The following is a 21,303-nucleotide window of genomic DNA, read 5'->3' as shown; positions in this document are numbered from 1 at the left end:
GGCGGCGGCTTTTCCGCACAACCACAGCAAGGAGCATCCCCCCGTGACCTACCAAGTCGTGGTCAACCACGAGGAGCAGTACTCGATCTGGCCCGCCGAACGCCCCCTCCCCGGATGCTGGCGGCCGGACGGGACCTCGGGCAGTAGACAGGAGTGCCTGGAGCACATCGAACGGGTGTGGACCGACCTGCGGCCGAAGAGCGCCCGATGAGCGCGGGCGGGCAGGTCGCCGAGGCCCTGCCCGGCAGCCCCGCCGGGCTCGTGGTCCGTTTCCAGGGCGGGCGCACGGCCAGCGGGCCGCCGACCTCCGGTCAGGCCAACATGATCCGCTGCGTGCTCACCGACCCGCCGGAACACATGAACTACGGTTTCGTGCTCACCGTCCCGCCGGGGAAGACGCTCGACGACGTGGTCGCGGCCGTGGTCCTGCTCATCTCCCGGCACGAGTCGCTGCGCACCACGTTCCGCGACGGCCTCCAGCACGTCGCGGGCGAGGGCGAACTGGTCATCGGGGTGCACGATTCACAGGGCTCCGCCGACCTCGCCGACGAGGTGGCCGCCAGGCTGCAGGCCGTACGGTTCGACCCGGAGGGGGAGCTTCCCGTGCGGGTGGCGGTGACCCTCTCCGACGGGGTGCCCGAGCGCGTCATCCTGGTGCTCACGCACACCACGGTGGACGCCGTGGGGCTGAGCCTGCTGCGGGTGGAGCTGAACCGCCTGCTGTTCGGGGAGACCCCGGAGCCCGTCACCGCCCCCCAGCCGCTCGACGTGGCGTGGACGGAGCGGAGCCCGGCGAGCCTCAAGCGGGCGCAGGCCGCCATCGAGTACTGGCGGACCAACCTGGAGCGGATTCCCCGCTCGACCTTCACCGCCTCCGTGGACGACGGCGACAACGACTGGCTGATGCCCAGGTTGCAGGTGCGTTCGACGGTGGCCGCCCGGGCGCTGGGACGGATCGGGGCCCGTACCGGCGTCAGCCGCTCGGCCGCCGTGCTCGCCGCCTACACCCTGCTCGCCGGACTGCGGTCGGGACAGCGTACGGCCGTCGCCCTGGCGATCTCGGGCAACCGGTTCCGTCCCGAACTGCGGGACTACGTCGGCCCGCTCGCCCAGGACGCCCTGGTCCCGATCGACCTTGACGAGCCCACGTTCGACGGTGTGCTGCGGCGTACCAGGGCGGCGGCGCTGGCCGCCTACCAGAACAGCCGGTTCGACTCCGACGCGCTCATCCAGGTCATGGAGGAGGTGCAGCGGTCGAGGGGGGTCTTCTTCGCCAGGGACATCGTCTTCAACGACATGAGCGTCCACGGCCAGGGGCGCCGGGCGGGCCGTACCGAGGAGTACGAGCAGGACGTGCGCTCCCACTGGCTGCCCGAGGCGACGATGCCGACCCGCGTCTCACTGTGGGTGCGCACCGTCGAGGGGGAGGTGGACTTCACCCTCTGGGCCGACCCGCGCTGCCTGCCGCGCGCGGACGCCGAGGCGTTCGGCGAGGGGATCGCACGGCTGCTCATCGAGGCGGCGGACCGGGACGTGCCGCTGTCCGAGGTGTCCGGGCTGACCGGGGTCGTTCCCCTGGAACGGGGGGAGGGGTGGACGACGATCGACGCGTGCTGGGTCCACCTGCCGGAGGTCGAGCGGCTCGTCCGCGACGCGGTCGGGGACCGTCCCTTCCACGTGACCGAGGACGGCGGGCGGCTGGTGTGCCACCTCGCCGGGCCCGTCTCGCCGGTCGAGGTCCACACCGCCTGCGTGGGGAGGCTGTCGGGACGGATGGCGGCGATGGCCCCCCACCACTACGTGGTCCACGACGGCGCGCCCGCCTCCCCGGACGGCTGGGCCGCCCTGCCGGTGCTCGAAGAGGGGACGGGCCGGTGAGGCGCCGCTCCTGTGGAGGCCCCTGGTCCTCCTGGTGCTGGCCGGACCGCGACACACGCCGAAAGTCGTCCTGACGTGCGGTGACATGTCGTGATGTGAACTTCCGGCCGGTGCGGTGGCCGCGCGCCGCACCGGCCGGAAACCCCCCTCGGAAGGGAGCGGGAAAGGGCGTCGATTAAGAACTCGCACGATGTGCGAGTTCTATAGTACGGTGTGCGAGAAAGGTCTCGAACACCGTACGAGTCATGGAGTAGTCATGTCGTCCCCCCACCCAAGACGGTGGTTGATCCTCGGTGTCCTCTGCCTGAGCCTGCTCGTGCTGGTCGTCGACAACGGCATCCTCAACCTCGCCATCCCCTCCCTCATGCGGGAGCTCGGCGCGACCCCGGCGGACATCCAGTGGATCATCAACGCCTACATGCTGGCCTTCGCCGGTGTGCTGCTCACGGTCGGCGCCCTGTCCGACCGCTACGGCAGGCGGCGCTTCCTGGTCATCGGCCTGGCGCTGTTCGGCGGGGCCTCTCTGATCGCGACGTTCGCCCAGAACCCCGCCCAGCTCATCGCCTGCCGGGCGCTGATGGGGTTCGGCGGATCGTTCCTCATGCCGAGCACCCTGTCCATCATCATGAACGTCTTCGACCAGTCCGAGCAGCGCAAGGCCATCGCGGCCTGGAGTTCGGTGCTCATGGCCGGCGGGATCGCCGGGCCCTCGCTCGGCGGCTTCCTGCTCGACCACTACTGGTGGGGCTCGGTCTTCCTGGTCAACGTCCCGATCAGCGTGATCGCGATCGCCGCGGCGCTGCTGCTCATGCCGGAGTCCCGCGGGCAGGCCAGGCCCATCGACCTCCTCGGGGCGGTGCTGTCGACCGCGGGCATGGTCGCCCTGGTCTGGATGATCATCTCGGTGCCCGAGCGGGGCTGGACCTCGCCCGCCGTGCTGGCCTCCGGGCTGGCCGCGATCGTGCTGCTGACCGTCTTCTTCCTCTGGGAGCGGCGCAACCCGCACGCCATGCTGCCGCTCGGGCTCTGGCGTGAGCGCAACTTCAGCGGCGCCAGCTTCTCGATCGTGCTGCTGGCCTTCTCCGCGGGCGGCCTGCTGCTGATGCTCACCCAGTACCTGCAGTTCGTCCTGGGGTACGGGGTCCTCCAGGCGAGCCTGGCGCTCATCCCCTACATGATCGCGGCCATCGTCTTCAACGGCCTGGGCGCGACGCTGGGCAAGAAGCTGTCCAACCGCACCCTGGTGACGGCGGGCATGCTGGTGTTCGCGGCGGGCTTCGTGGTGCTCACCCGGCTGACGCCGGACAGCGGCTACGGCCTGTTCATCTGCGGCCTGATGGTGATGGGCGTCGGCGGCGGACTGGTCGGGCCCGCGGCCTACGCCTCACTGATGAGCGCGGTGCCGCCGGACCGGGCGGGCATCGGCTCGGCGCTCAACGACACCGTCCAGCAGACCGGTGGCGCGCTCAGCGTCGCCCTGCTCGGCAGCGTCCTGGCCGCGGCCTACTCCTCGGGCATGCCGGAGGGCGCGCCCGCTCCGGCCAAGGAGTCGATCGCCGTCGCGCTCTCCCTCGGCGACCCGTCGCTGGCGAGCGCCGCCAAGGCGGCCTTCGTCAACGCGATGTCCTCGGGCATGATCGTCGGCGCCGTCGGTTCGGTGGCCGCCGCGTTCATCGCCTGGGCCCTGTTGCGCCCGATCGCGACACCCGTCATGGAGGGGGCCGGGTCTCCGGCGGATTCCCGGGAACAGGTGGAGCAGGTCTGAGCCTCGCTCACCTTAGAAAAGGGCCGATAAATATACATTTATCGGCCCTTTTTTCTGTTCTTGAGCTTTCTTCGTATTTGAGGGGGTTGTGGCCCTTGTTGGGTCGCTGACCAGGTGAATCACGGCCTCCGCTGTCGCCGGGAAAGTGATTCGACGCGTGTTCTGCCGGGTTCTCCGTGGCCTCCTCCGGCCAGCCGTACACCCGGATTCCGATTTCCGTGGACAGTCGTCGCGTTTCGCGGTCTCATGTCTCCGCCAGTTCTGTATGAGGCATTTTCGGGATTCGGAGAAACGCATGAAGAATCGGCGAACAATGACGCGAGCCCTCCTCGCGGTCGTGATGATGGCCGGGCTGGGAACCGTCCAGGCGCAGCCCGCGGCGGCGGCGCCCGCCGACGGGATCCGCATCACCCACTTCCTCGGTGAGCGGGACCTGCCGCACAGGGCCCAGTTCCAGGGGACGGTCGTCGGTGGCCTGTCCGGCATCGACCGCGACCCGCTCACCGGAACGTGGTACTTCATCTCCGACGACCGGGCGCGCTACAACCCCGCCCGCTACTACACCGGAAAGATCGACATCAACCCGCTCACCCGGCGCTTCGAGGGCGTGAGCATCACCGGGGTCACCACCCTCCTGCGCCCCGACGGGACGCCCTACCCCGGCTACGGCCAGCCCGAGGCCGCCGACCCGGAGGCCATCCGCTTCGACCCGTGGAGCCGCAGGATCCTGTGGAGCAGCGAGGGGGACAGGCCGAGGGAGGGCACCACGGGCAACCCGGTCGTCCAGATGTCGCTGCGCTGGGTCGACCGGGGCGGCCACGACCGCGGCGGCCTGCCGATCCCCGGCAACCTCACGATGACGAACACCACCTCGGGCCCCCGCCACAACGCCGGGTTCGAGGGCCTGACCTTCACCCCCCACGGCATCGCGGCCATCGTCGAGGGACCCCGCTTCGAGGACGGCGACATCATGACGACCGAGCGCGGCGCGCTCTCCCGCATCACCGTGTGGGACAGGAACGGCAGGACCCGCGCGCAGTACGCCTACCCGATCGACCGGCTGCCCGCCGCCCCCGTCCCGGAGACCGGCAGGTACGACGGCGGCGTCTCGGAGATCCTGGCCGTCGACGACGACCGGCTGCTGTCCCTCGAACGGTTCTGGATCGAGGGCGTCGGCTACCGGGTCAAGCTGTACGAGATCGACCTGCGCGGCGCGACGAACGTGCTGGGCAGGGACAGCCTGACCGGCGGCGCGCCGTACCGGGCCGTCACCAAGCGCCTGGTCCACGACTTCAACGCCGGTGGAGCGACGGTGCAGAACCTGGAGAGCCTGGGCTGGGGGCCGCGCCTGGCCTCCGGCGAACGCGTCCTGGTCGTCGGCTCCGACGACAACTTCGACGAAAGTGAGATCACCCAGTTCCTGGCCTTCGCCGTCCGGGACCACTGAGCGGTCGCCGGAGTTAGCCTGGTTGCGGGTGACATATCCCATACCGGGTCGAGGAGGTCGCGGTGGCGCGGGAGGACGAGAACACGTGGGTTCCCGAGGCGGTCCGCAGGTCGGGTGACCACACGGACCAGAGCCACGAACACGTCGTCAAGGAGGTCAGGGACATCACCAGGGGCGGCAAGAAGGTGGTGTTCGAGATCAACCCCGGCGGAGGGGTCGACACGGCCCTGCGGCGCCTGTTCCCGGTGACCTACGACATCGACCTCGACCACGCCGAGGTCAGGGAGACCGGCGAGGACAAGTGACGCGTCCCGGCGGCGGGCGACCGCCGCCGGGACACTCCCTCAGGAGGTCATGAACTCCGCGGCCCGCTCCGCGATCATGATGGCCGGGGCGTTCGTGTTGCCCGTCGTCACCGCGGGCATGATCGAGGCGTCCGCGACCCGCAGCCCGGTGACGCCGTGGACCCGCAGCCTCGGATCGACCACCGCCGCCTCGTCCACCCCCATCTTGCAGGTGCCCGACTGGTGGTGGTAGGTGACCACGCTCTCCCTGATGTAGGCGTACAGCCCCTCGGTGGTGTCGGCCAGCACCCCCGGGTAGAGCTCGTAGGCCCCCAGGTCCTCCCGCAGCGCGGGAGCCGCCGCGATCTCCTGGCACAGCCGTACGGCCGCCGCCAGCGCCTCGACGTCGGCGTGCTCGGCGAGCACGTTGGGGTCGATGAGCAGCGGGTCCGCCGGTGAGGGGCCGGAGAGCCGGATGTCGCCGTGACTGGCCGGGCGGACCAGACCGGCCATGAGCGAGACGCCGTCCGGCGGCCCCTCCATCCACCGCTCGTACAACGGCGCGTCGAAGTGCAGCGGCTGCAGGTCGGGCACCGCCAGATCGGGCCTGCTACGCCAGAACAGATGGCTCTGGGTGCGCGGCAGCCCGTGCGAGACGGGAAGCTGCCGCTCCATCCCGGCGATCACCGGGACCAGCCAGTGGTCCTGGAGGTTGCGCCCGACCCCGGGCAGGTCGGCCAGTACGGCGATGCCGTGCGCGCCCAGCTCCCCGGCGTCGCCGATGCCCGAACGCAGCAGGATCTCCGGCGAGCCGATGGCCCCGGCGCTCAGCACGACCTCGTGCCCGGCCAGACCCCGTTCGAGCACGCCGTCGCGCTCCCACTCGACGCCGACACAGCGCTCGCCCTCGAACAGCAGCCGGTGGACGTGCGCGCCGGAGACCAGGGTGAACCCGTCACGCCCGGCCAGCGGCCCGAGATAGGCGTCCGCGGTCGTCAGCCTGCGGTGGTCCTGGATGGTGAACTGCATGAAGGAGACGCCGTCCTGCGACGCCCCGTTGTAGTCCGGATTGAACGGCAGCCCGGCCTGCTGGGCGGCCTCGACGATCGCCAGGTGGGCGGCCGAGGGCTCGTAGCCGGTCAGGATGTGCAGCGGGCCACGCGGCCGGCTCTGCGCCGAGTCGACGGCCTCGATCCTGGCGAAGACCGGCCGCACGTCCTCCCACGCCCACCCCGGGTTGCCCCTGGCGGCCCAGTCGTCGTAGTCGGCCGGGTTGCCCCGCACCCAGATCATGGCGTTCAGGTTGTGCGACCCGCCGACGGCCCTGCCGCGCGGCAGGTGCAGCCGGCGGCCGTGGGCGTGCCGCTGCGGGACCGTACGGTAACCCCAGTCGAGGGGGGAGTCCCACAGCTCGTGCATCCGCGTCGGGTCGTCGACCGCGGGGAAGCGTCCCTGCGGCCCGGCCTCGACGAGCAGCACGCTCGCCCCCGCGTCGGCGAGCCTGCGCGCGAGCACGGACCCGGCGGAACCGGCGCCGACCACGATCACGTCGGCCTGGAGTCGGGTCATGCGATCACCAGGCCGCCGTTGGGGCTGAGCGTCTGGCCGGTGAAGTAGCTCCCGCCCTCCCCGGCGAGGAAGGCCACCGTGTCGGCGATCTCCCTGGGCAGTCCGAACCGGCCGAGGGCGATGCGCTCCTCAAGGTCGGCGCGCATCCGCCCGCCGATGACCGACCCGAGCGGGGTCTCGATGTAGCCGGGCGCCACGCAGTTGACGCGGATGCCGTACGGCGCGACGTCGCGGGCCACGGCCCTGGTCAGGGCCTGGATGCCGCCCTTGGCCGCCGAGTAGTGCGGCAGGTGCTCGCAGCCGGTGAGGCCGCAGATCGAGGAGACGTTGACGACCACCCCGGAGCGCTGCCCGGTCATGACCCGCAGCGCGGCCCTGGTGCAGTAGAACGTGCCGTCGAGGTGTACGGCGATCATGTCCCGCCAGGCCTCGTCGGAGATGCTCACGGTGGCGTCGACCGTGGTGGCCGCGGTGCCGTCGGTCCGCAGCTCGTCGAGACGGGTGTCGAGCCTGGCGAAGGCGTCCTCGGCCTCCTGCCCGCCGCGTACCCCGGCGTTGTTGACCAGAATGTCCAGACGGCCGTGGGTGGCGGCCACCTCGGCGACCGCCGCGTCGATCGAGGCCGAGTCGGACACGTCGGCGACCAGCGCGTGGGACTTACGAAGCGTCCCCGCGGTCAGCTCCGCCGCCGACCTCACCCGGTCGAGCACGACCACGGTCGCCCCGTCCGCGTCGAGGCGCCTGCAGATCGCCTCACCGATGCCCGAGCCACCTCCGGTGACCAGGGCGACCCTGTCTTTCAAGGGGCCTTCCAAGGGGTTCACGAGTGTGCTCACCTCTATGTCCTTCTTGAGTCACGCCAGGCGCGATGACAGTCACGCTAACCACGGGTAAGCTCCGCGCACCTCGCCGGAGAGGGACAGGGTGAGCGAAAGACAAGGAGTGGTCACTCAGGGTCAAGTACGTTCACCTCCCTGTCCGGGAGCCTTAGCGGAAGTCCGGTACCACGACAAGAGACGGAGGGACGCCGTGAGTGTCGACGATGTCGGAACTAAGGGGACGCCCGCGCTGGACGCCCCGGATGTTCCGGGGGAGCGTCCTGGCGGTGGACTTGCCGCCCTGGCGCGCCGCGTTCCCGCGATGGAGTCCATGAGCGTGCTGGTCGCGACGATCGCGCTGGTCGTCGTCATCGGCATCCTGCACCCGGACTTCCTGTCGGCCGCGCAGCTGCTCGACACCCTGCAGGCGTCGGTCTACGTCGGCCTGCTCGCCGGAGGCATGGCCTTCCTGATCTCCATGCGGGAGATCGACCTCTCGGTCGGCTCGATGTTCGGCCTGTCACTCATCAGCATGGGCCTGCTGATCAACCAGGGGCTCTCCCCGTGGCTGGCGGGGCTGCTCGGCGTCGTGCTCGGCGGCGTCCTCGGCCTGGTGAACGCGCTCGTCGTGCAGTACATCGGCATCCCGACCATCGTGGCGACGCTGGCGACCCTGTCGGTCTATCGAGGACTGTCCCTGGCCCTGAGCGAGGGCCAGCAGGTGACCGGCATGCCGGTCGAGGACTCCTTCTTCACGATCCTGGGCGGCAAGATCTTCGGCGTCTACACGAGCGTGTGGGTGCTGATCATCTTCGCGATCGTGCTCACGGTCGTGCTGCGCTTCACCTCCTTCGGCTACCGGGTGCGCTCCATCGGCTCCAACCCCGACGCCGCCACCTTCTCCGGCATCTCGGCCAACCGGGTCAGGATGCAGGTCCTGGTGCTGGTCGGCCTGCTCGCGGGTGTGGCCGCCGCCCTCGGCCTGGCCTTCTTCACCTCCGGTGACCCCAACATCGGCACCGGGTTCGAGCTGCAGGCGATCGCGGCGGCCGTCATCGGCGGAACCCCGCTGCGCGGCGGCACGGCGACGGTGGTCGGCGCGATCTTCGGCGCGATCCTGCTGGCCGTGGTCGGCAGCGGCCTGCAGTACTTCAACATCCCGGTCAACTGGAGCTCCTTCGCCACCGGCGCGGTGATCCTGCTGGCCGTCTCGCTGGACAGCCTGCTGCGCAGGCGCCGCAGGCGCAAGGACGAGGCGCTCGGCCTGTAGGGCCTTCCGGCCTGCGGGGACCCGCGGGGAACGGCCTGTGGGGACTGTTCCATCCACCTCTAACAAAACCCGGTGAGCCGAACTCGGCTATCCGGAGAAACCTGATTTATCCCATAAAAATAGAAATTAAGAGGAGCCAACCCATGACCGCTGGACCGAGGCGCCGCCGCCGTACGTTCACCGCCCTGTCGATTCTCACCGCCTCGGCCATCGCGCTCACGGCCTGTTCCTCTGGCCCGTCCGGCCCGTCCGGTTCGCAGGAGACGGCGGGCGCGAGCGGGGGAGGGGACGCCAAGAAGCCCCTGAAGATGGGCTTCATCTACGCCACGTCCACCCAGAACCCGTTCCAGGAGATGGCGTTCGGCGCCAAGGCCGCCGCCGACCAGGACGGCAACGTCACCCTCAACCAGGCCGCCCCCGTCGGGGTCAACGGCCCCGCCCAGGTCCAGCTCTTCCAGTCCGCGATCAGGAACTCCCCCGACGGCATCGGCCTGGAGACCCTCACCCCCGACCTGTTCGTCCGGCCGATCAACCAGGCGACCGACCAGAACATCCCGATGGCCGCCGTGGACACCGCGCCCCCGCCCGGGACCAAGGTCGGCCTCTTCGTCGGCAACAGCAACACCGAGCTGGGCGTCGCGCTCGGTGAGGAGTTCATCAAGCACGTGCCCGAGGACGCCACCGGCGACGTCGTGATCGGCAACGACATCCCCGGCCTCCAGCTGCTCAACCAGCGCATCGAGGGGCTCGTCTCGGTCATCAAGGCCAAGCGTCCCAAGCTGACGATCAAGGGCCCGTTCGACGCCAAGTCCGAGCCGACCGACAACTTCAACGCCTGGCAGGGCATCGTCAAGGCCAACCCGAAGGCCATCGCCTTCCTCGGCGTCGGCGGCCAGGACGGCGTCTCGCTGCCGCTGATCAAGCAGCAGACCGGCCGTGACTTCCTCGCGGGCTCGGCGGACATCCCGCCGGAGGCGCTGCAGGCCGTCAAGAAGGGCCAGCTGTTCGCGCTCTCCTCGCCCGAGCACTGGCTCAAGGGCTACATCGCGATGCGCCTGCTCATCGACAGCAAGCGGACCGGCAAGCCGGTGCCGACCGGCTGGTGGAACCCCGGCACGCTGGTCGTGAACAAGGACAACGTGGACGAGATCATCAAGCGGCAGACCGACGAGACCAGCCGGGCCGCCTACTTCAAGGCGGTCGTGGACAAGCAGCTCGCCGACCCGAACACCTACCTCAAGCCCATCGGACAGGCCAACTGATTCCGCGGGGCGGTCGGCCACCCCGCTCTTTCGGCCCGGCCGCCCCGCCGTACCCCCTCTCCCCGACAGTCAGCCCGCAGCATCCGCAGTAGGAGGAGCGCACACCATGGCGATCCTGGAGGCCAGGAACATCGGCAAGACGTACGGGGGCGTCGTCGCCCTCAAGGACGCGGGCATTCACATCGAGGCGGGCTCCGTCCACGCCCTCCTCGGTGAGAACGGCGCGGGCAAGTCGACGCTGATCAAGATCATGTCCGGTGCGGTGACCCCCGACCGGGGCGGTATCACCCTCAACGGCAAGCAGGTGCGCTTCCGCAACACCGGTGACGCCGCGCGGCACGGCGTCGCCGTCGTGTCCCAGGAGCTCAACCTCTTCCCCGACCTGGACATCCTGGCCAACCTCTACCCGGTGACCGGCCCGCGCAGAGGACCCTTCCTCGACCGCAGGGCCATGGCGGAGGCCGCCGCCCCGGTGCTCGACCAGCTCGGCCTGAACGTCCCGGTCAGGACCAGGCTCGGCGACCTCTCCCTGGCGCAGCGCCAGCTCGTCGAGATCGCCAGGGCGCTGCTGACCAAGCCGCGCGTCCTGATCCTTGACGAGCCGACCTCCGCGCTCGAACAGGCCAGCGCCGACCGGCTGCTGAACGTCGTACGGGTCCTGCGCGAACACCAGGTCGGCGTCGTCTTCGTCTCGCACATCCTCGAAGAGGTCATGGCGCTCAGCGACGTCATCACCGTCCTGCGCAACGGCCAGGTCGTCATGGAGGCCCAGGACAGGAAGTCGCTGTCCATGGCCGAGGTGGTCACGGCCATGCTGGGGGACAAGACCGTCCAGGTCCAGGAGAAGGCGACGCTCACGGCCTCCCCCGAGACGGCCGGTACGGCGGGCGGCGAGCTGAGGATCGTGAACGCCGGATCGCGGGGCGCGCTGTCCGAGGTGTCGCTGACCGTACGGCCCGGGGAGATCCTCGGCCTGGCGGGCCTGGCCGGCTCCGGGCACCAGGCGACGCTCGAACTGGTCGCGGGCCTGCGCAGAGCCGACAGCGGCGAGGTGCGGCTCCCCTCAGGACGCCGCGCCCCCAACGGGCTGCGCCGCAGCATCGCGGCGGGCGTCGCCGTCGTCTCCGGCGACCGCCGCAGGTTCGGCCTCATGCTGGACAAGCCCATCTGGGAGAACATCGCCCAGGTGCGGGCCGTGGCCCTCAACCGCGACGGACTCTTCCTGCGCCGTACGGCCCTGCGCACCCGGGCCCGTGACCACGGCGAACGGATGAGCCTGCGCTGTTCCAGCGTCGACCAGCGCACCGGCCTGCTCTCCGGTGGCAACCAGCAGAAGGTCGTGCTCGCCAAGTGGCTCGACGCCGACCCCTCCGTGCTGCTGCTCGACGACCCAACCCGGGGCGTCGACGTGGGCGCCAAGGCCGAGATGCACACGCTGATCCGTTCGGCCACCCAGACGGGGACCGTCACGATGCTCTGCTCGACCGACGTGGAGGAACTGGCCTCCCTGTGTGACCGGGTGGCGGTCTTCTACCGGGGCAGGGTGGCGGCCATCCTCGAAGGCGAATCCCTGACCCAGCACAACATCCTGGAAACCATGAACACCGGCGAATCCTGATTTTTCTGGATTTTCTGGGTGAGTGGAGACCGCGAACGCCCCGCCGGCCAACCGGCGGGGCGTCGTCATGCTCGTATCGAGCCGAGCGACCGTAGCGCTTCCGTACGGCGGGCAGGAAGGACGCCCGAGACTCTGCGCGCTGACTCACCACCCTCCGGCAACCCGGCCTGTTCCGCCGGTATCAGGATCGTCTTGACCTTCTGTTCGGGTGCTTCGACGTCGCGCTTGAGGCTGTCGACGGACAGGCCAGCGTTCGTCAGCGGGGGAGACGACGATCCTGCTGGACGTCGCCACCGGTTCCCGCGCCGACACCAGACCCGCCCCGGGTGGCGGGTGGATCGTCCACCAGCACGGTCCGGTTCGGCTGTGGGACGCGGTGAAGGAGGCCGTACTGCTGTGGCAGGAGGCCGGATCACCGCACCAGTCCGCCTTCGGCCTCACCGCCACCCGCGAACGCCAGTACGTATGGCTCGGCGATTCCACCGGCCCAACCTGGGATCTACCCGCATGATTGACATGCGGGCTTTGGGGGTCCTTCCCGAACTGGGGATTCTTGCAGGTCTACGGCTCGGAGGGCTCACCGGTGATCCGCAAGAGCACGCCCCGCCGATCACTGACCGGCGGGGCGTCGTCATGCTGGGAGGGGATCGGACTGAGCGATCATCTGTTGTTCGGCGGCATCGGATGATGGGCGAACAACTCCCGCACCTCGGGAAGGTCGCGATACGGCTGAAGATGCTCCAGGATGACGCGGGAACGCCGGGCGAGCCGGTCGCTGACCACCTCTCCCGACAGATTCAGCATGCGCCATGCCACACGAACGGCTTCCTCTGGTTCGCCACCGTCTGCCAGGGCGACCGCGAGCCACGACAGATAGAGGGCAAGTTCCCGGGTGTGTGAGGCGTCGTAGCGGCCGAGCACGTCAACCAGCAGGGGCACCGCCCTGAGCGGTCGGCCCAATTCGGTGTATACCCGGGCCTCCATGATCTGGAGTTCTCCGGTGTTCACCCAGTAGACGTAAGGAGGGTCAGCATCCCGAGAGCCGACGGCGAACGCCGTGGCGGCTTGCCCGAGTGCCTTCATCGCGGCTTGAGCCTCTCCCACACGAGTGTGGGCCCAGGCCAACCGATCCCAGGCGAGCGCGCGTACCCCAGGTGAAGGGTGTCGTTCGGCGGTCTTCAACGTCGCGTGGGCGAGTTGGACGCCCTCGCCGGGATCACCGGTGTTGGTTATCTGGTAGGCCAGAGACCCCAGGAGGTAGGACTCCAGGGCGGCGTCTCCGGCTTCCCGCGTCGCGTTGATACCGAGCCGGTAGGCCTGAGCTGCCTGTTCGTGGCGCCCGGCGTCGCTGGCGACCCATCCGGCGATCTGGGCGAACTCTCCGACGCTGACGAGTAGTGACCGGCCCACTTCTTCGGTGTGAACCGTCTCCCGGTAGAGCCGTACGGCGGTGTCCAGTTCACGGAACGCTGGTTCGATGAGGTCGCCTCCGGCGAGGACGTCGTCAGCCAGTCTCAGGCCGTGGACGCGCGCTGAAAGGTCGGTGACGGCGCCCATGCTGATCCGGCGCCCCGTCCCGGTGGTGAGCAACGCCTTGGGATCTCCCTCTGGTAGAACCCGCGCCAGGATCTCTTCGGGCGTCCTACGGGGCCTTTTGTATGGATCGCTGAACAAGCGGTCTTCGGCAATCCCGAAAGCGTGTGCATACAGGACACGATAGGGGTCTTTGGGTTCATGTTTTCCCGCTTCCCAATTTCCGATATTTCGGACAATGCTCTCCCGTAAGGGAAGGGAGCGTCGAGTTTCCTCGTTGGCGACCTCCATCAGCCGTTTGGCCATGTCCCGCTGTGACCACTGACGACTGCGCCGCTCATCGCGTAGTCGCGCAGCCCAGGGGGGAATTTCGTCAGCCACGGGTGCACCTCTTCCGGGAAGGGGAAAGGCTCTTTCCTCTAGTTTCCTCCGTCCCCGACTAGGCGCACATGCTTTCGCTGCGATCTCATGAAGTCGTCTGAAAGCGGAACCCCACAGACTGGCAGGCCGTGTGGGGTTCCTGATCGCAACGGAGGTGCGATCGTGAACGATGGTAAGGCCACTGCGCCTTCACCGACCATCCCGGGCTGGCGGCTGATTCTCAGTGATCAGAGCCGTTTCTGGGCTTTTCGCCGGAAGCCTTTCTCCGATGCGGCACGAAGGGCCGGGGCCGAACCGGATGTGGACGCCGACACCTTCGACGAGATTCGGGCCGTCGTCGAACACCAGGAGGAGATCGCCCGGGGAGTCGCGTCGTGATCGGACGACCCCGGCACAGCGGGCGGCACCGGGACGGGCAACCGCTCACACAGGTGTACCGGCGGCTGTGGGACGGCCCCGCCCGTTCCGAGGCGGAAAATATGGACCGTTCCATCCAGGGATGGAGCGTGTTCTACAGCCTGGGCCGGCGCCGCTTCTACGCCATCGCGGCCTGGCCGACCCCCGAACCACTCATCGTCTCCGACCCCGACGCAGAAGGGCTTCGGCAACAGATCCACCAGGTGGAGACCACCCTCATCCGGCGGACCCTCCCACCCATCCCCGGGCAGACACGACCTCCTGAACAGGCAGGACCTCCCGGGCAGGTACGGCCTCCCGGGCAGGCAGGGCCTTCCGGGCAGGGGCGAGCCCCTGAGCGGGCACGGCCCCCCGAGCGGGTACGGCGACGCCCGGCCTCGGATGTCCGGCGTGACGCCGTACCGCCCTTGGCCGAACGCGGCGGAACCCGACTCCCGGCTGTTCGGCGCGGAGCCGTACCGCCCCTGGGCGAGCGTGGCGATCCTCGGTCCCGAGCGCCGGACCGTCCCCGACCGCTTTCCGAGGCGTGATCTTCCAAGCCGGTACGGCGGGCGGGGAACTCATCCCACCCCCTGCCCGCCGTACCCCGTGAACGTGCGGTCCAGGAGGAGGGGCCTGGGCCGCACACCCAACGGCGGCTCCCGAGCGCATCGGGGAAGGGGAGCCCGTCGGCGCCGGTCACCACGGAGCGACCGGCCTCCTCAGGCGCCCGGCCAGGCAACCCCGCCGGCCGGGCGCCCTCCCTGCCATCCGTCGCGGACAGGAGTCCCGTGAAGAACCCGCTGAGCGCTCTGCTCGACCTGCTCTCCATAGCCCTCCCCGGGCTCCCGGGCGCAGAGACCAAGCCTCAACTTCCCGGAGAGCCTCTGAAACCGCCCACGCCCACGGCGCCTCCGGAGAACCGGGAGAACTCCTGACATGGCGCCGGGGTCGAGCCGGCTCTGTGGATCGCGGTGCGGGACTCTCTCGCATGGCCGGTGATCGCTGTCCGGCTACGAAGGGACCGTCCATGACCGACCATGATCCCGAGCATGAGCAGCGGCTCATCGAACTGCTCGGCACCATCCATCGCGGCTGGAGATACCAGGCCCGGAACGTGCCCGGTCTGCCCCGGTGGTGGGCCTGTCGCTACCAGCCGGTCACCCCGGCTCAGCACGCCGCCGGAGCACGTGACGTCCTCGCCCGCACCACCGTCCGCCGCCTGGCCCAAGCCCTGGGCCGCCAGGACGAGATCACCCACATCATCCGCACCTGAACCCGCCTCATACGGGACCTGAGGAGAATCACATGTCCCCTTTCAAGGTCGTCACGCCCGACGGCACCTTCACCACCGGCCCGGACACCACCGAACGCCTCCTGACCCCCGGCGAGGTGGCCAGGATCTTCGGCGTGGACCCCAAAACCGTCAACCGCTGGGCCCTGACCGGTCGCATCCCCTCGGTGAGAACCCCCAGTCGCCAACGCCGCTACCGAGAAAGCGACATCAGAACCCTCCTCAACGGCGGATAGTCCCTACGGCGCCGTGAGGTCGCGCACCCGGTACTTGACCTAGATCTCCTGCGCCACATCGGCCTCCCCGGTCTCTGCTGGGACGCGGGGAACCCACCGAGAGCGTGCGCGACCTGGCAGGAAACCTGCGCGGCCCACCCTGGAGAGGCAGACGCCAAGCTCACGCTCCAGAGCAACCGCCCGAACGCATCAACCCCAAGGGGGAGGGCTTTGGATACCGGCCCCGAACGTGAGGGTTTTGATCGTGTGCTTTACCGGTGCCGTGCGTGAGGAGTGTCGGCTTGGGCGCGTCGGTGTCTGGACTGAGGAGCGAAGGAGCGCAGCGGATGAGCGACGAGGGAAGACACCGACTCGAAAGCGCCCAAGCCCGCGCCGCCGCCAGGCGGAGCAAGGAGACACAACCTGCGACGCCGAAGGCGGAGCAAAGAGGCAGGACTACGCCGTTTCCCAAGCAGAAACCGCCATCCCGCCCTGGGCGTCCCTGGTGAGGCGGTATTCGCGGGGGGAGACGCCGTAGGTCGCCTTGAAGAGGCGGCTGAAGTGGGCGGCGTCGACGAAGCCCCAGTGGGCGGCGACGGTGCTGACCGAGAGAGTCCACTGGTCCGGGTCGACAAGGTCGCGGCGGCAGTGCTCCAGCCTGCGTTCCCTGATGAACCGGGAGACCGTGGTCCCCTCCATCCTGAAGAGCTTGTGCAGGTAGCCGGTCGAGATGTGCACCGCGGCGGCGACCGTGTCCGGGGTGAGGTTGCCGTCGTCGAGGTGGGCCTCGATGAAGGCCCTGATGCGCAGCAGGAGCGACTGGGGGGAGCTGGGCGGCGGTGTGCCCTGTTTGCCGAGCCGTTCGGAGAACAGGGTGGCGAGCAGGTCGAGGATGTTGTCGGCCAGCTGGAGCGACTGGTTCTCCCCGATCTCGTCCATCTTGGTGACGAGGTTCATCAGCAGAGGGGAGACCAGCGCCCCGACTCCCTGGCGTCCGGAGACGCGGTTGGCCGTCACCTGGTGCATCTCGTGCGGCCGCAGCCTCAGGAAGCGCTGGGGGAACATCAGCACCAGCATCCGGCAGGTGTTGTCGAAGGCCACGGTGTACGGCCTGCTGGTGTCGTAGACGGCCAGGTCACCGGGGGTGAGGGGGGCCTCACGGCCGTCCTGCATGACCAGGCAGTAGCCCTGCAGCGGCATGCTCAGCTTGTAGTAGTCGGTCTCCGACCTGGCGATCAGACGGCGGGTCCGTTCGGCCTTGTGGGCGTCGGCCGCGACGTCGCTGACCAGCATCACGCCGAGGCTTCTGCTGCGCATCTGGCCCCGGAACGTCTCGCCGTTGGCGAGGGTCATGTCGAGGGGCACGAACGCCTCGGAGATCGCCGAGCACCAGAAGTCGGCGCGTTCGCGGGCCGGCAGGTCGGCTGTGCGCAGTAGAGACGACATGCTTCCTCCTGCATGGGGCGGTGCGTCCAACTGCAGGAATGGTGCATCGCGTGCCGTTATTTGGCAATGGTCCCGCAGTGTCCCTGTCACATGACAGTAACCGGAAACCGCTGGAGCGTGACAGGCAAGTGCTGTGCCGTCACAGACAAGGCCGCTCGGTGCGCGACGCCGTACAACTGATCCTGACCGTCCCTACAGGCGGTCGAAGGGCGACAGCGAGCACGGGGAGGCCGTGGAGAACATGGCAGTGTCGACGTTTCTGCGACCGCAGGAGAGCGGTCCCGACTCTCCCGTCCTGGAGAAGCCCGGCAGGCTGCTCATCGGTGGTGAGTGGGGCTCCGGCAACTCAGGGCGGACCTTCACGACCTACGACCCGGCGACGGCCGCCCCGCTGGGTGAGCTGGCCGAGGCCGACGCCTCCGATGTGGACGCCGCCGTCGACGCGGCCAGGAAGGCGCTGCGCAACCCCGACTGGGCGCAGATGTCGCCCGCGGCACGGGCGCGGGTGCTCTGGCGGATCGCGGACCTGATCGAGGCCAACGGCGAGGAGTTGGCGTACCTGGAGACGAGGGACCAGGGACAGCCGCTCGGGGTCGCCAGGGGCGTCTCGGTCACGGGCGCGGCCGAGCACTTCCGCTACTACGCGGGCTGGACCACCAAGATCGAGGGCGCGACCTCTCCGATCTCCCTGCCGAACACCCTGCACTACACCCGCAGGGAGCCGGTCGGGGTCTGCGCGCTGATCACGCCGTGGAACTTCCCGCTGATGATCCTCACCTGGAAGCTCGCCCCCGCGCTGGCCTGCGCCAACACGGTGATCATCAAGCCGGCCGAGCAGACCTCGCTGACCGCCCTGCGCCTGGCCGAGCTGTGCGTCGAGGCCGGGGTGCCCGAGGGCGTCGTCAACCTCCTCACCGGCGGCCCCGACGTCGGCCGCGCCCTGGTGGCGCACTCCGGGGTGGACAAGGTGTCCTTCACCGGCTCGACCGAGGTCGGCCGGGAGATCATGCGCGCCTCTGCGGGCAACCTCAAGCGGGTCACCCTGGAGCTCGGCGGCAAGACCCCCACGATCGTGGCGCACGACGCCGACCTCGACAGGGCCGTCGCCGGTTGCGTCCAGGGCGCCCTGTTCAACAGCGGCCAGGTGTGCGCCGCCTACTCCAGGTTCTACGTGGACCGCAGCCGGGTCGACGAGTTCACCGAGAAGGCCGCCGCCGCTGCCGCCGCGCTGCGGCTGGGCCCCGGCCTTTCCGACACGACCGACCTGGGCCCGCTCGTCACCGAGGAGCACCTGCGCAACGTGGACGGCTTCGTGCGTTCCGGTGTCGAGCAGGGCGCCCAGCTGGTGACCGGGGGGCAGCGTGCCGACGGGGACCTGGAGAAGGGCTTCTTCTACCGGCCGACCGTCTTCGCCGGGGTGACCGACGACATGCGGATCGCCAGGGAGGAGATCTTCGGCCCGGTCATCCCCGTCATGGCCTACGACGACCTGGACGAGATCGCGGAGCGGGCCAACGACAGCGAGTTCGGTCTGGCCGCCTCGGTGTGGACCAAGGACCTGTCGACCGCGCACACGCTGGCCGCCGCCGTACGGGCGGGCACGGTGTTCGTCAACATGCTGCACGTCCCCGACCCCGCCGCGCCCTGGGGCGGCTTCAAGGCCAGCGGGACCGGCCGGGAGATGGGGCCGTACGCGCTGGAGGCCTACACCGAGGTCAAGGGAGTCTTCGTCAACCTGGACCGGTGAGGAACCTCTGTGGTTCCCGGCCGGTGACAGGCCCGGTGACCGAGGGGTAGGGGGCCGGGTACGCCGGTGTGTTCGCGCGGTGGGCTCCGCGTGGACACACCGGCTCTCCTTTTTCCGGCGCCCGGCGCCCGGCGCCCGGACGGGGCGTGTAGAAGAGGGGCCGCGTTCGGATGGGCACCTGCCCTGCGAGGAGGTCCCTGTCCCGCGAGGGGTCAACCGGGAGGCCGTGGCCGTACGGAAATCCCGCCCGTGGAGGAGCAAGATCGCAGGTGGGAGGCGGCTCGATGTGTCCGGTGTCACCGTACGCCTTCTCTTCGTGTTCACCCGGGCTTAGGGTTCAGGTCGCCCGGCGTCGATAGCTTCCGGATCTCGTCACAGACCAGGTCGTAAAGGAAAGCTCCATGTCACGTCCCCTCCTCGCCGCCCTCGCCACCGCGGCGGCGTTCACCGTCGCCCTCACCGGCGCGGCCGTGGCTCCCGCCGCCGCCGCTCCCAAGGAGAAGGCTCCGCGGGTCACCTCCGACGTGACGCTGCCCGCCCCCGCCCTGGCGGAGTTCGAGAGCGGTCTCGTCAAGGACGACCGCGGTGTGAAGCTGGGCGGTGTCGGCAGCGGCCTCTACCCGGCGGGCCGTCCCGGCGAGTACTGGATGGTCACCGACCGGGGCCCGAACGGCGAGCCGAAGATCAACGGTGAGAAGCGGCGCACCTTCCCGGTGCCGGAGTTCGCGCCCGCCATCGTGCGCGTCGCCGTACGGAACGGCAAGGCGAAGATCGCCGAGACGATCACGCTGAAGACGTCCGACGGCACGCCCATCACCGGTGTGTCGAACCAGGAGGGCCACGACGAGGTTCCCTACACCTGGGACGGCATGGCCGAGCTGCCCTACGACCCGAACGGCCTGGACACCGAGGACATCGTCGCCGACGGGCGCGGCGGCTTCTGGCTGGTCGAGGAGTACTCGCCCTCCCTGGTGCACGTGGCGGCCGACGGGCGGATCCTGGCCAGGTACGTGCCCAAGGGCCTCAACCTGACCGGGACGGGTTACCCGGTCCGCGAGACGCTTCCCGCGATCTTCGCCAACCGCCAGCAGAACCGCGGCTTCGAGGCGCTGGGCATCTCGCCCTCCGAGCGCGCTCTCTACGTCGCCGTGCAGAGCCCGCTGGGCAACCCTGACAAGAAGACGGGCAAGGCGTCGAGCGTCACCCGCATCCTGCGTGTCGACCTGCGCACCGGGCGGCCGACCGCCGAGTGGGCCTACAGCATGGAGAACGTCGCGACCTTCGACCCCAAGGCCGAGCAGGGCGACATGAAGATCTCCGCCCTCAACGTGCTGAGCCCCGGCCGTCTGCTGCTCCAGGAGCGCACCGACGCGGTCGCCCGCCTGTACACCGTCGACGTGCGCCGGGCGACGAACCTCCTCGGCGGCGCGCAGGACGACCCGGCGACCAAGCCCTCCCTTGAGGCCTCGCTGCCCAAGAACGTCACCGTCGCCACCAAGTCCCTGGCCGTCGACCTGGCCGCGATCCCCGGCCTGCCCGGCAAGATCGAGGGTGTCACCGTCCTCGGCCCCAAGACCATCGCGATCGCCAACGACAACGACTTCGGCCTCGGCTCCTTCGGTTCGGACGGCCGTCTGGTCGACTCCGGCGTCACCAGCCGCATCCTGACCATCAGCCTGCCCCGCCCGCTGAGGTAACCCCGCAATCCCCTCTCCCGACGACCCCCGTGGGCCGCCGCCTCCTCGGCGCCCACGGGGGTCGTTCTTTCTCCCCGGAAAACCCGGCCGTCGGCTGGAGTAATATTCGCGCGAGAACCTCAATATTTATTGATGCCTGGGAGGGGGGAGGATGGGTGACCTTCCGGCTGAACTCAGTGTCGGGGAACTCTCCACGCGCAGCGGTGTCGCGATATCCGCTCTGCATTTCTACGAACGGCAGGGGCTCATAACGAGCCGCCGCACGGAGGGCAACCAGCGGCGCTACCGGCGTGACACACTGCGGCGGGTGGCGTTGATCCGCGTCGCGCAGCGGGTGGGGATACCGCTGGCCGAGATCGGCACCGCCCTGGAGGACCTGCCGAGCGCGCGTCCTCCCACACGGCAGGATTGGGAGCGCATGTCCACGCGGTGGCGTGACCAACTCGACGCCCGGATCCGCGAGCTCCAGAAGCTGCGTGACGACTTCACCGACTGCGTCGGCTGTGGATGCCTGTCGATCGACCGCTGCCCGATGGCCAACCCGGACGACACGCTCGGCAGGCTGGGCTCCGGCCCGCGGCGCCTGCTGGAAGGGGTGGGCGAGGCCAAACGGGCGGAGGCGAATACGGCGTGCTGCCGGTGAACGGCCGCCCTTTCCCGGCCATAATTTCATGGAGGTTTTA

17 protein-coding genes and 1 pseudogene are annotated in these 21,303 nt (G+C 69.4%); 14 read left to right on the top strand and 4 right to left on the bottom strand.

Going from position 1 to position 21,303, the window contains the following annotated elements; genetic code table 11:
* Positions 1–31: 31 nt before the first annotated feature.
* The 5 genes and pseudogenes from ABZ470_RS00820 to ABZ470_RS00800 form a co-directional block, all read left to right on the top strand.
* A pseudogene (locus tag ABZ470_RS00820) lies at positions 32–211 on the top strand (MbtH family protein); the annotation flags it as partial.
* Positions 208–1,878, top strand: a complete 1,671-nt coding sequence (locus ABZ470_RS00815; RefSeq protein ID WP_362909112.1) for a condensation domain-containing protein — start codon at positions 208–210, stop codon at positions 1,876–1,878. The pseudogene ABZ470_RS00820 and the gene ABZ470_RS00815, both read left to right, overlap by 4 nt.
* Before the next feature lie 190 nt (positions 1,879–2,068).
* Positions 2,069–3,643: an MFS transporter gene (locus ABZ470_RS00810; protein ID WP_352010586.1), complete on the top strand. Its 1,575-nt coding sequence runs from the start codon at positions 2,069–2,071 to the stop codon at positions 3,641–3,643.
* A 313-nt stretch (positions 3,644–3,956) separates the two neighbouring features.
* Positions 3,957–5,090: an esterase-like activity of phytase family protein gene (locus tag ABZ470_RS00805; RefSeq protein ID WP_362909110.1), complete on the top strand. Its 1,134-nt coding sequence runs from the start codon at positions 3,957–3,959 to the stop codon at positions 5,088–5,090.
* A 62-nt stretch (positions 5,091–5,152) separates the two neighbouring features.
* The gene (locus tag ABZ470_RS00800; RefSeq protein ID WP_352010588.1) at positions 5,153–5,395 is read left to right on the top strand and encodes a hypothetical protein; all 243 of its coding nucleotides are present in this window, start codon (positions 5,153–5,155) and stop codon (positions 5,393–5,395) included.
* A 39-nt stretch (positions 5,396–5,434) separates the two neighbouring features.
* Here ABZ470_RS00800 and ABZ470_RS00795 read toward each other — a convergent pair whose 3' ends face one another.
* A complete protein-coding gene (locus tag ABZ470_RS00795) occupies positions 5,435–6,943 on the bottom strand; it encodes a GMC family oxidoreductase N-terminal domain-containing protein (RefSeq protein ID WP_362909108.1) in 1,509 nt (502 codons plus the stop codon).
* A complete protein-coding gene (locus ABZ470_RS00790; protein ID WP_362909106.1) occupies positions 6,940–7,779 on the bottom strand; it encodes an SDR family oxidoreductase in 840 nt (279 codons plus the stop codon). The genes ABZ470_RS00795 and ABZ470_RS00790 overlap by 4 nt, the downstream gene beginning before the upstream one ends.
* A 193-nt stretch (positions 7,780–7,972) precedes the next feature.
* Here ABZ470_RS00790 and ABZ470_RS00785 point away from each other — a divergent pair, with 193 nt between their 5' ends.
* The 3 genes from ABZ470_RS00785 to ABZ470_RS00775 all read left to right on the top strand — a co-directional run bounded on the left by ABZ470_RS00785 (position 7,973) and on the right by ABZ470_RS00775 (position 11,911).
* Positions 7,973–9,031 carry an ABC transporter permease gene (locus ABZ470_RS00785; protein WP_352010591.1) on the top strand — a complete coding sequence of 353 codons (1,059 nt, stop codon included), beginning with the start codon at positions 7,973–7,975 and terminating at the stop codon, positions 9,029–9,031.
* Between the two features lie 143 nt (positions 9,032–9,174).
* A complete protein-coding gene (locus ABZ470_RS00780) occupies positions 9,175–10,293 on the top strand; it encodes a sugar ABC transporter substrate-binding protein (RefSeq protein ID WP_362909104.1) in 1,119 nt (372 codons plus the stop codon).
* A gap of 106 nt (positions 10,294–10,399) precedes the next feature.
* On the top strand, positions 10,400–11,911 hold the full coding sequence (locus ABZ470_RS00775; RefSeq protein WP_362909102.1) for a sugar ABC transporter ATP-binding protein: 1,512 nt from the start codon (positions 10,400–10,402) through the stop codon (positions 11,909–11,911).
* Between the two features lie 660 nt (positions 11,912–12,571).
* Here the strand turns inward: ABZ470_RS00775 and ABZ470_RS00770 are convergent.
* Complete coding sequence (locus ABZ470_RS00770) at positions 12,572–13,750, bottom strand: transcriptional regulator (protein WP_362909100.1); 1,179 nt, start codon at positions 13,748–13,750, stop codon at positions 12,572–12,574.
* Between the two features lie 237 nt (positions 13,751–13,987).
* Here ABZ470_RS00770 and ABZ470_RS00765 point away from each other — a divergent pair, with 237 nt between their 5' ends.
* The 3 genes from ABZ470_RS00765 to ABZ470_RS00755 all read left to right on the top strand — a co-directional run bounded on the left by ABZ470_RS00765 (position 13,988) and on the right by ABZ470_RS00755 (position 15,751).
* Entirely contained in the window at positions 13,988–14,203 is a 216-nt protein-coding gene (locus ABZ470_RS00765; protein WP_362909098.1) for a hypothetical protein, read from the top strand.
* Between the two features lie 1,048 nt (positions 14,204–15,251).
* Positions 15,252–15,497, top strand: a complete 246-nt coding sequence (locus ABZ470_RS00760) for a hypothetical protein (RefSeq protein WP_362909096.1) — start codon at positions 15,252–15,254, stop codon at positions 15,495–15,497.
* 32 nt (positions 15,498–15,529) lie between these two features.
* Positions 15,530–15,751 carry a BldC family transcriptional regulator gene (locus ABZ470_RS00755; RefSeq protein ID WP_362909094.1) on the top strand — a complete coding sequence of 74 codons (222 nt, stop codon included), beginning with the start codon at positions 15,530–15,532 and terminating at the stop codon, positions 15,749–15,751.
* Between the two features lie 435 nt (positions 15,752–16,186).
* Here the strand turns inward: ABZ470_RS00755 and ABZ470_RS00750 are convergent, their stop codons facing one another.
* Positions 16,187–17,176 carry a helix-turn-helix domain-containing protein gene (locus tag ABZ470_RS00750; protein WP_352010600.1) on the bottom strand — a complete coding sequence of 330 codons (990 nt, stop codon included), beginning with the start codon at positions 17,174–17,176 and terminating at the stop codon, positions 16,187–16,189.
* A 241-nt stretch (positions 17,177–17,417) separates the two neighbouring features.
* Here ABZ470_RS00750 and ABZ470_RS00745 point away from each other — a divergent pair, with 241 nt between their 5' ends.
* The 3 genes from ABZ470_RS00745 (at position 17,418) to soxR (ending at position 21,263) form a co-directional block, all read left to right on the top strand.
* Positions 17,418–18,923: an aldehyde dehydrogenase family protein gene (locus tag ABZ470_RS00745; RefSeq protein ID WP_362909092.1), complete on the top strand. Its 1,506-nt coding sequence runs from the start codon at positions 17,418–17,420 to the stop codon at positions 18,921–18,923.
* A 401-nt stretch (positions 18,924–19,324) separates the two neighbouring features.
* Positions 19,325–20,620, top strand: a complete 1,296-nt coding sequence (locus tag ABZ470_RS00740) for an esterase-like activity of phytase family protein (protein ID WP_362909091.1) — start codon at positions 19,325–19,327, stop codon at positions 20,618–20,620.
* 151 nt (positions 20,621–20,771) lie between these two features.
* Positions 20,772–21,263: a redox-sensitive transcriptional activator SoxR gene (gene soxR, locus ABZ470_RS00735; RefSeq protein WP_352010603.1), complete on the top strand. Its 492-nt coding sequence runs from the start codon at positions 20,772–20,774 to the stop codon at positions 21,261–21,263.
* Positions 21,264–21,303 lie beyond the last annotated feature (40 nt).

This window comes from Streptosporangium sp. NPDC020072, from assembly GCF_040631445.1.
Taxonomy (GTDB): Bacteria; Actinomycetota; Actinomycetes; order Streptosporangiales; family Streptosporangiaceae; genus Streptosporangium.
This window is presented reverse-complemented; position numbering and strand designations above follow the sequence as displayed.

Excerpts from the sequence above, each read along its gene's own strand:
- ABZ470_RS00815 (WP_362909112.1), top strand. The coding sequence starts at position 208 with ATGAGCGCGGGCGGGCAGGTCGCCGAGGCCCTGCCCGGCAGCCCCGCC.
- ABZ470_RS00810 (WP_352010586.1), top strand. The coding sequence starts at position 2,069 with ATGTGCGAGTTCTATAGTACGGTGTGCGAGAAAGGTCTCGAACACCGT.
- ABZ470_RS00805 (WP_362909110.1), top strand. The coding sequence starts at position 3,957 with ATGACGCGAGCCCTCCTCGCGGTCGTGATGATGGCCGGGCTGGGAACC.
- ABZ470_RS00795 (WP_362909108.1), bottom strand. The coding sequence starts at position 6,943 with ATGACCCGACTCCAGGCCGACGTGATCGTGGTCGGCGCCGGTTCCGCC.
- ABZ470_RS00780 (WP_362909104.1), top strand. The coding sequence starts at position 9,175 with ATGACCGCTGGACCGAGGCGCCGCCGCCGTACGTTCACCGCCCTGTCG.
- ABZ470_RS00775 (WP_362909102.1), top strand. The coding sequence starts at position 10,400 with ATGGCGATCCTGGAGGCCAGGAACATCGGCAAGACGTACGGGGGCGTC.
- ABZ470_RS00770 (WP_362909100.1), bottom strand. The coding sequence starts at position 13,750 with ATGGCCAAACGGCTGATGGAGGTCGCCAACGAGGAAACTCGACGCTCC.
- ABZ470_RS00760 (WP_362909096.1), top strand. The coding sequence starts at position 15,252 with ATGACCGACCATGATCCCGAGCATGAGCAGCGGCTCATCGAACTGCTC.
- ABZ470_RS00755 (WP_362909094.1), top strand. The coding sequence starts at position 15,530 with ATGTCCCCTTTCAAGGTCGTCACGCCCGACGGCACCTTCACCACCGGC.
- ABZ470_RS00750 (WP_352010600.1), bottom strand. The coding sequence starts at position 17,176 with ATGTCGTCTCTACTGCGCACAGCCGACCTGCCGGCCCGCGAACGCGCC.
- ABZ470_RS00745 (WP_362909092.1), top strand. The coding sequence starts at position 17,418 with ATGGCAGTGTCGACGTTTCTGCGACCGCAGGAGAGCGGTCCCGACTCT.
- ABZ470_RS00740 (WP_362909091.1), top strand. The coding sequence starts at position 19,325 with ATGTCACGTCCCCTCCTCGCCGCCCTCGCCACCGCGGCGGCGTTCACC.
- soxR (WP_352010603.1), top strand. The coding sequence starts at position 20,772 with ATGGGTGACCTTCCGGCTGAACTCAGTGTCGGGGAACTCTCCACGCGC.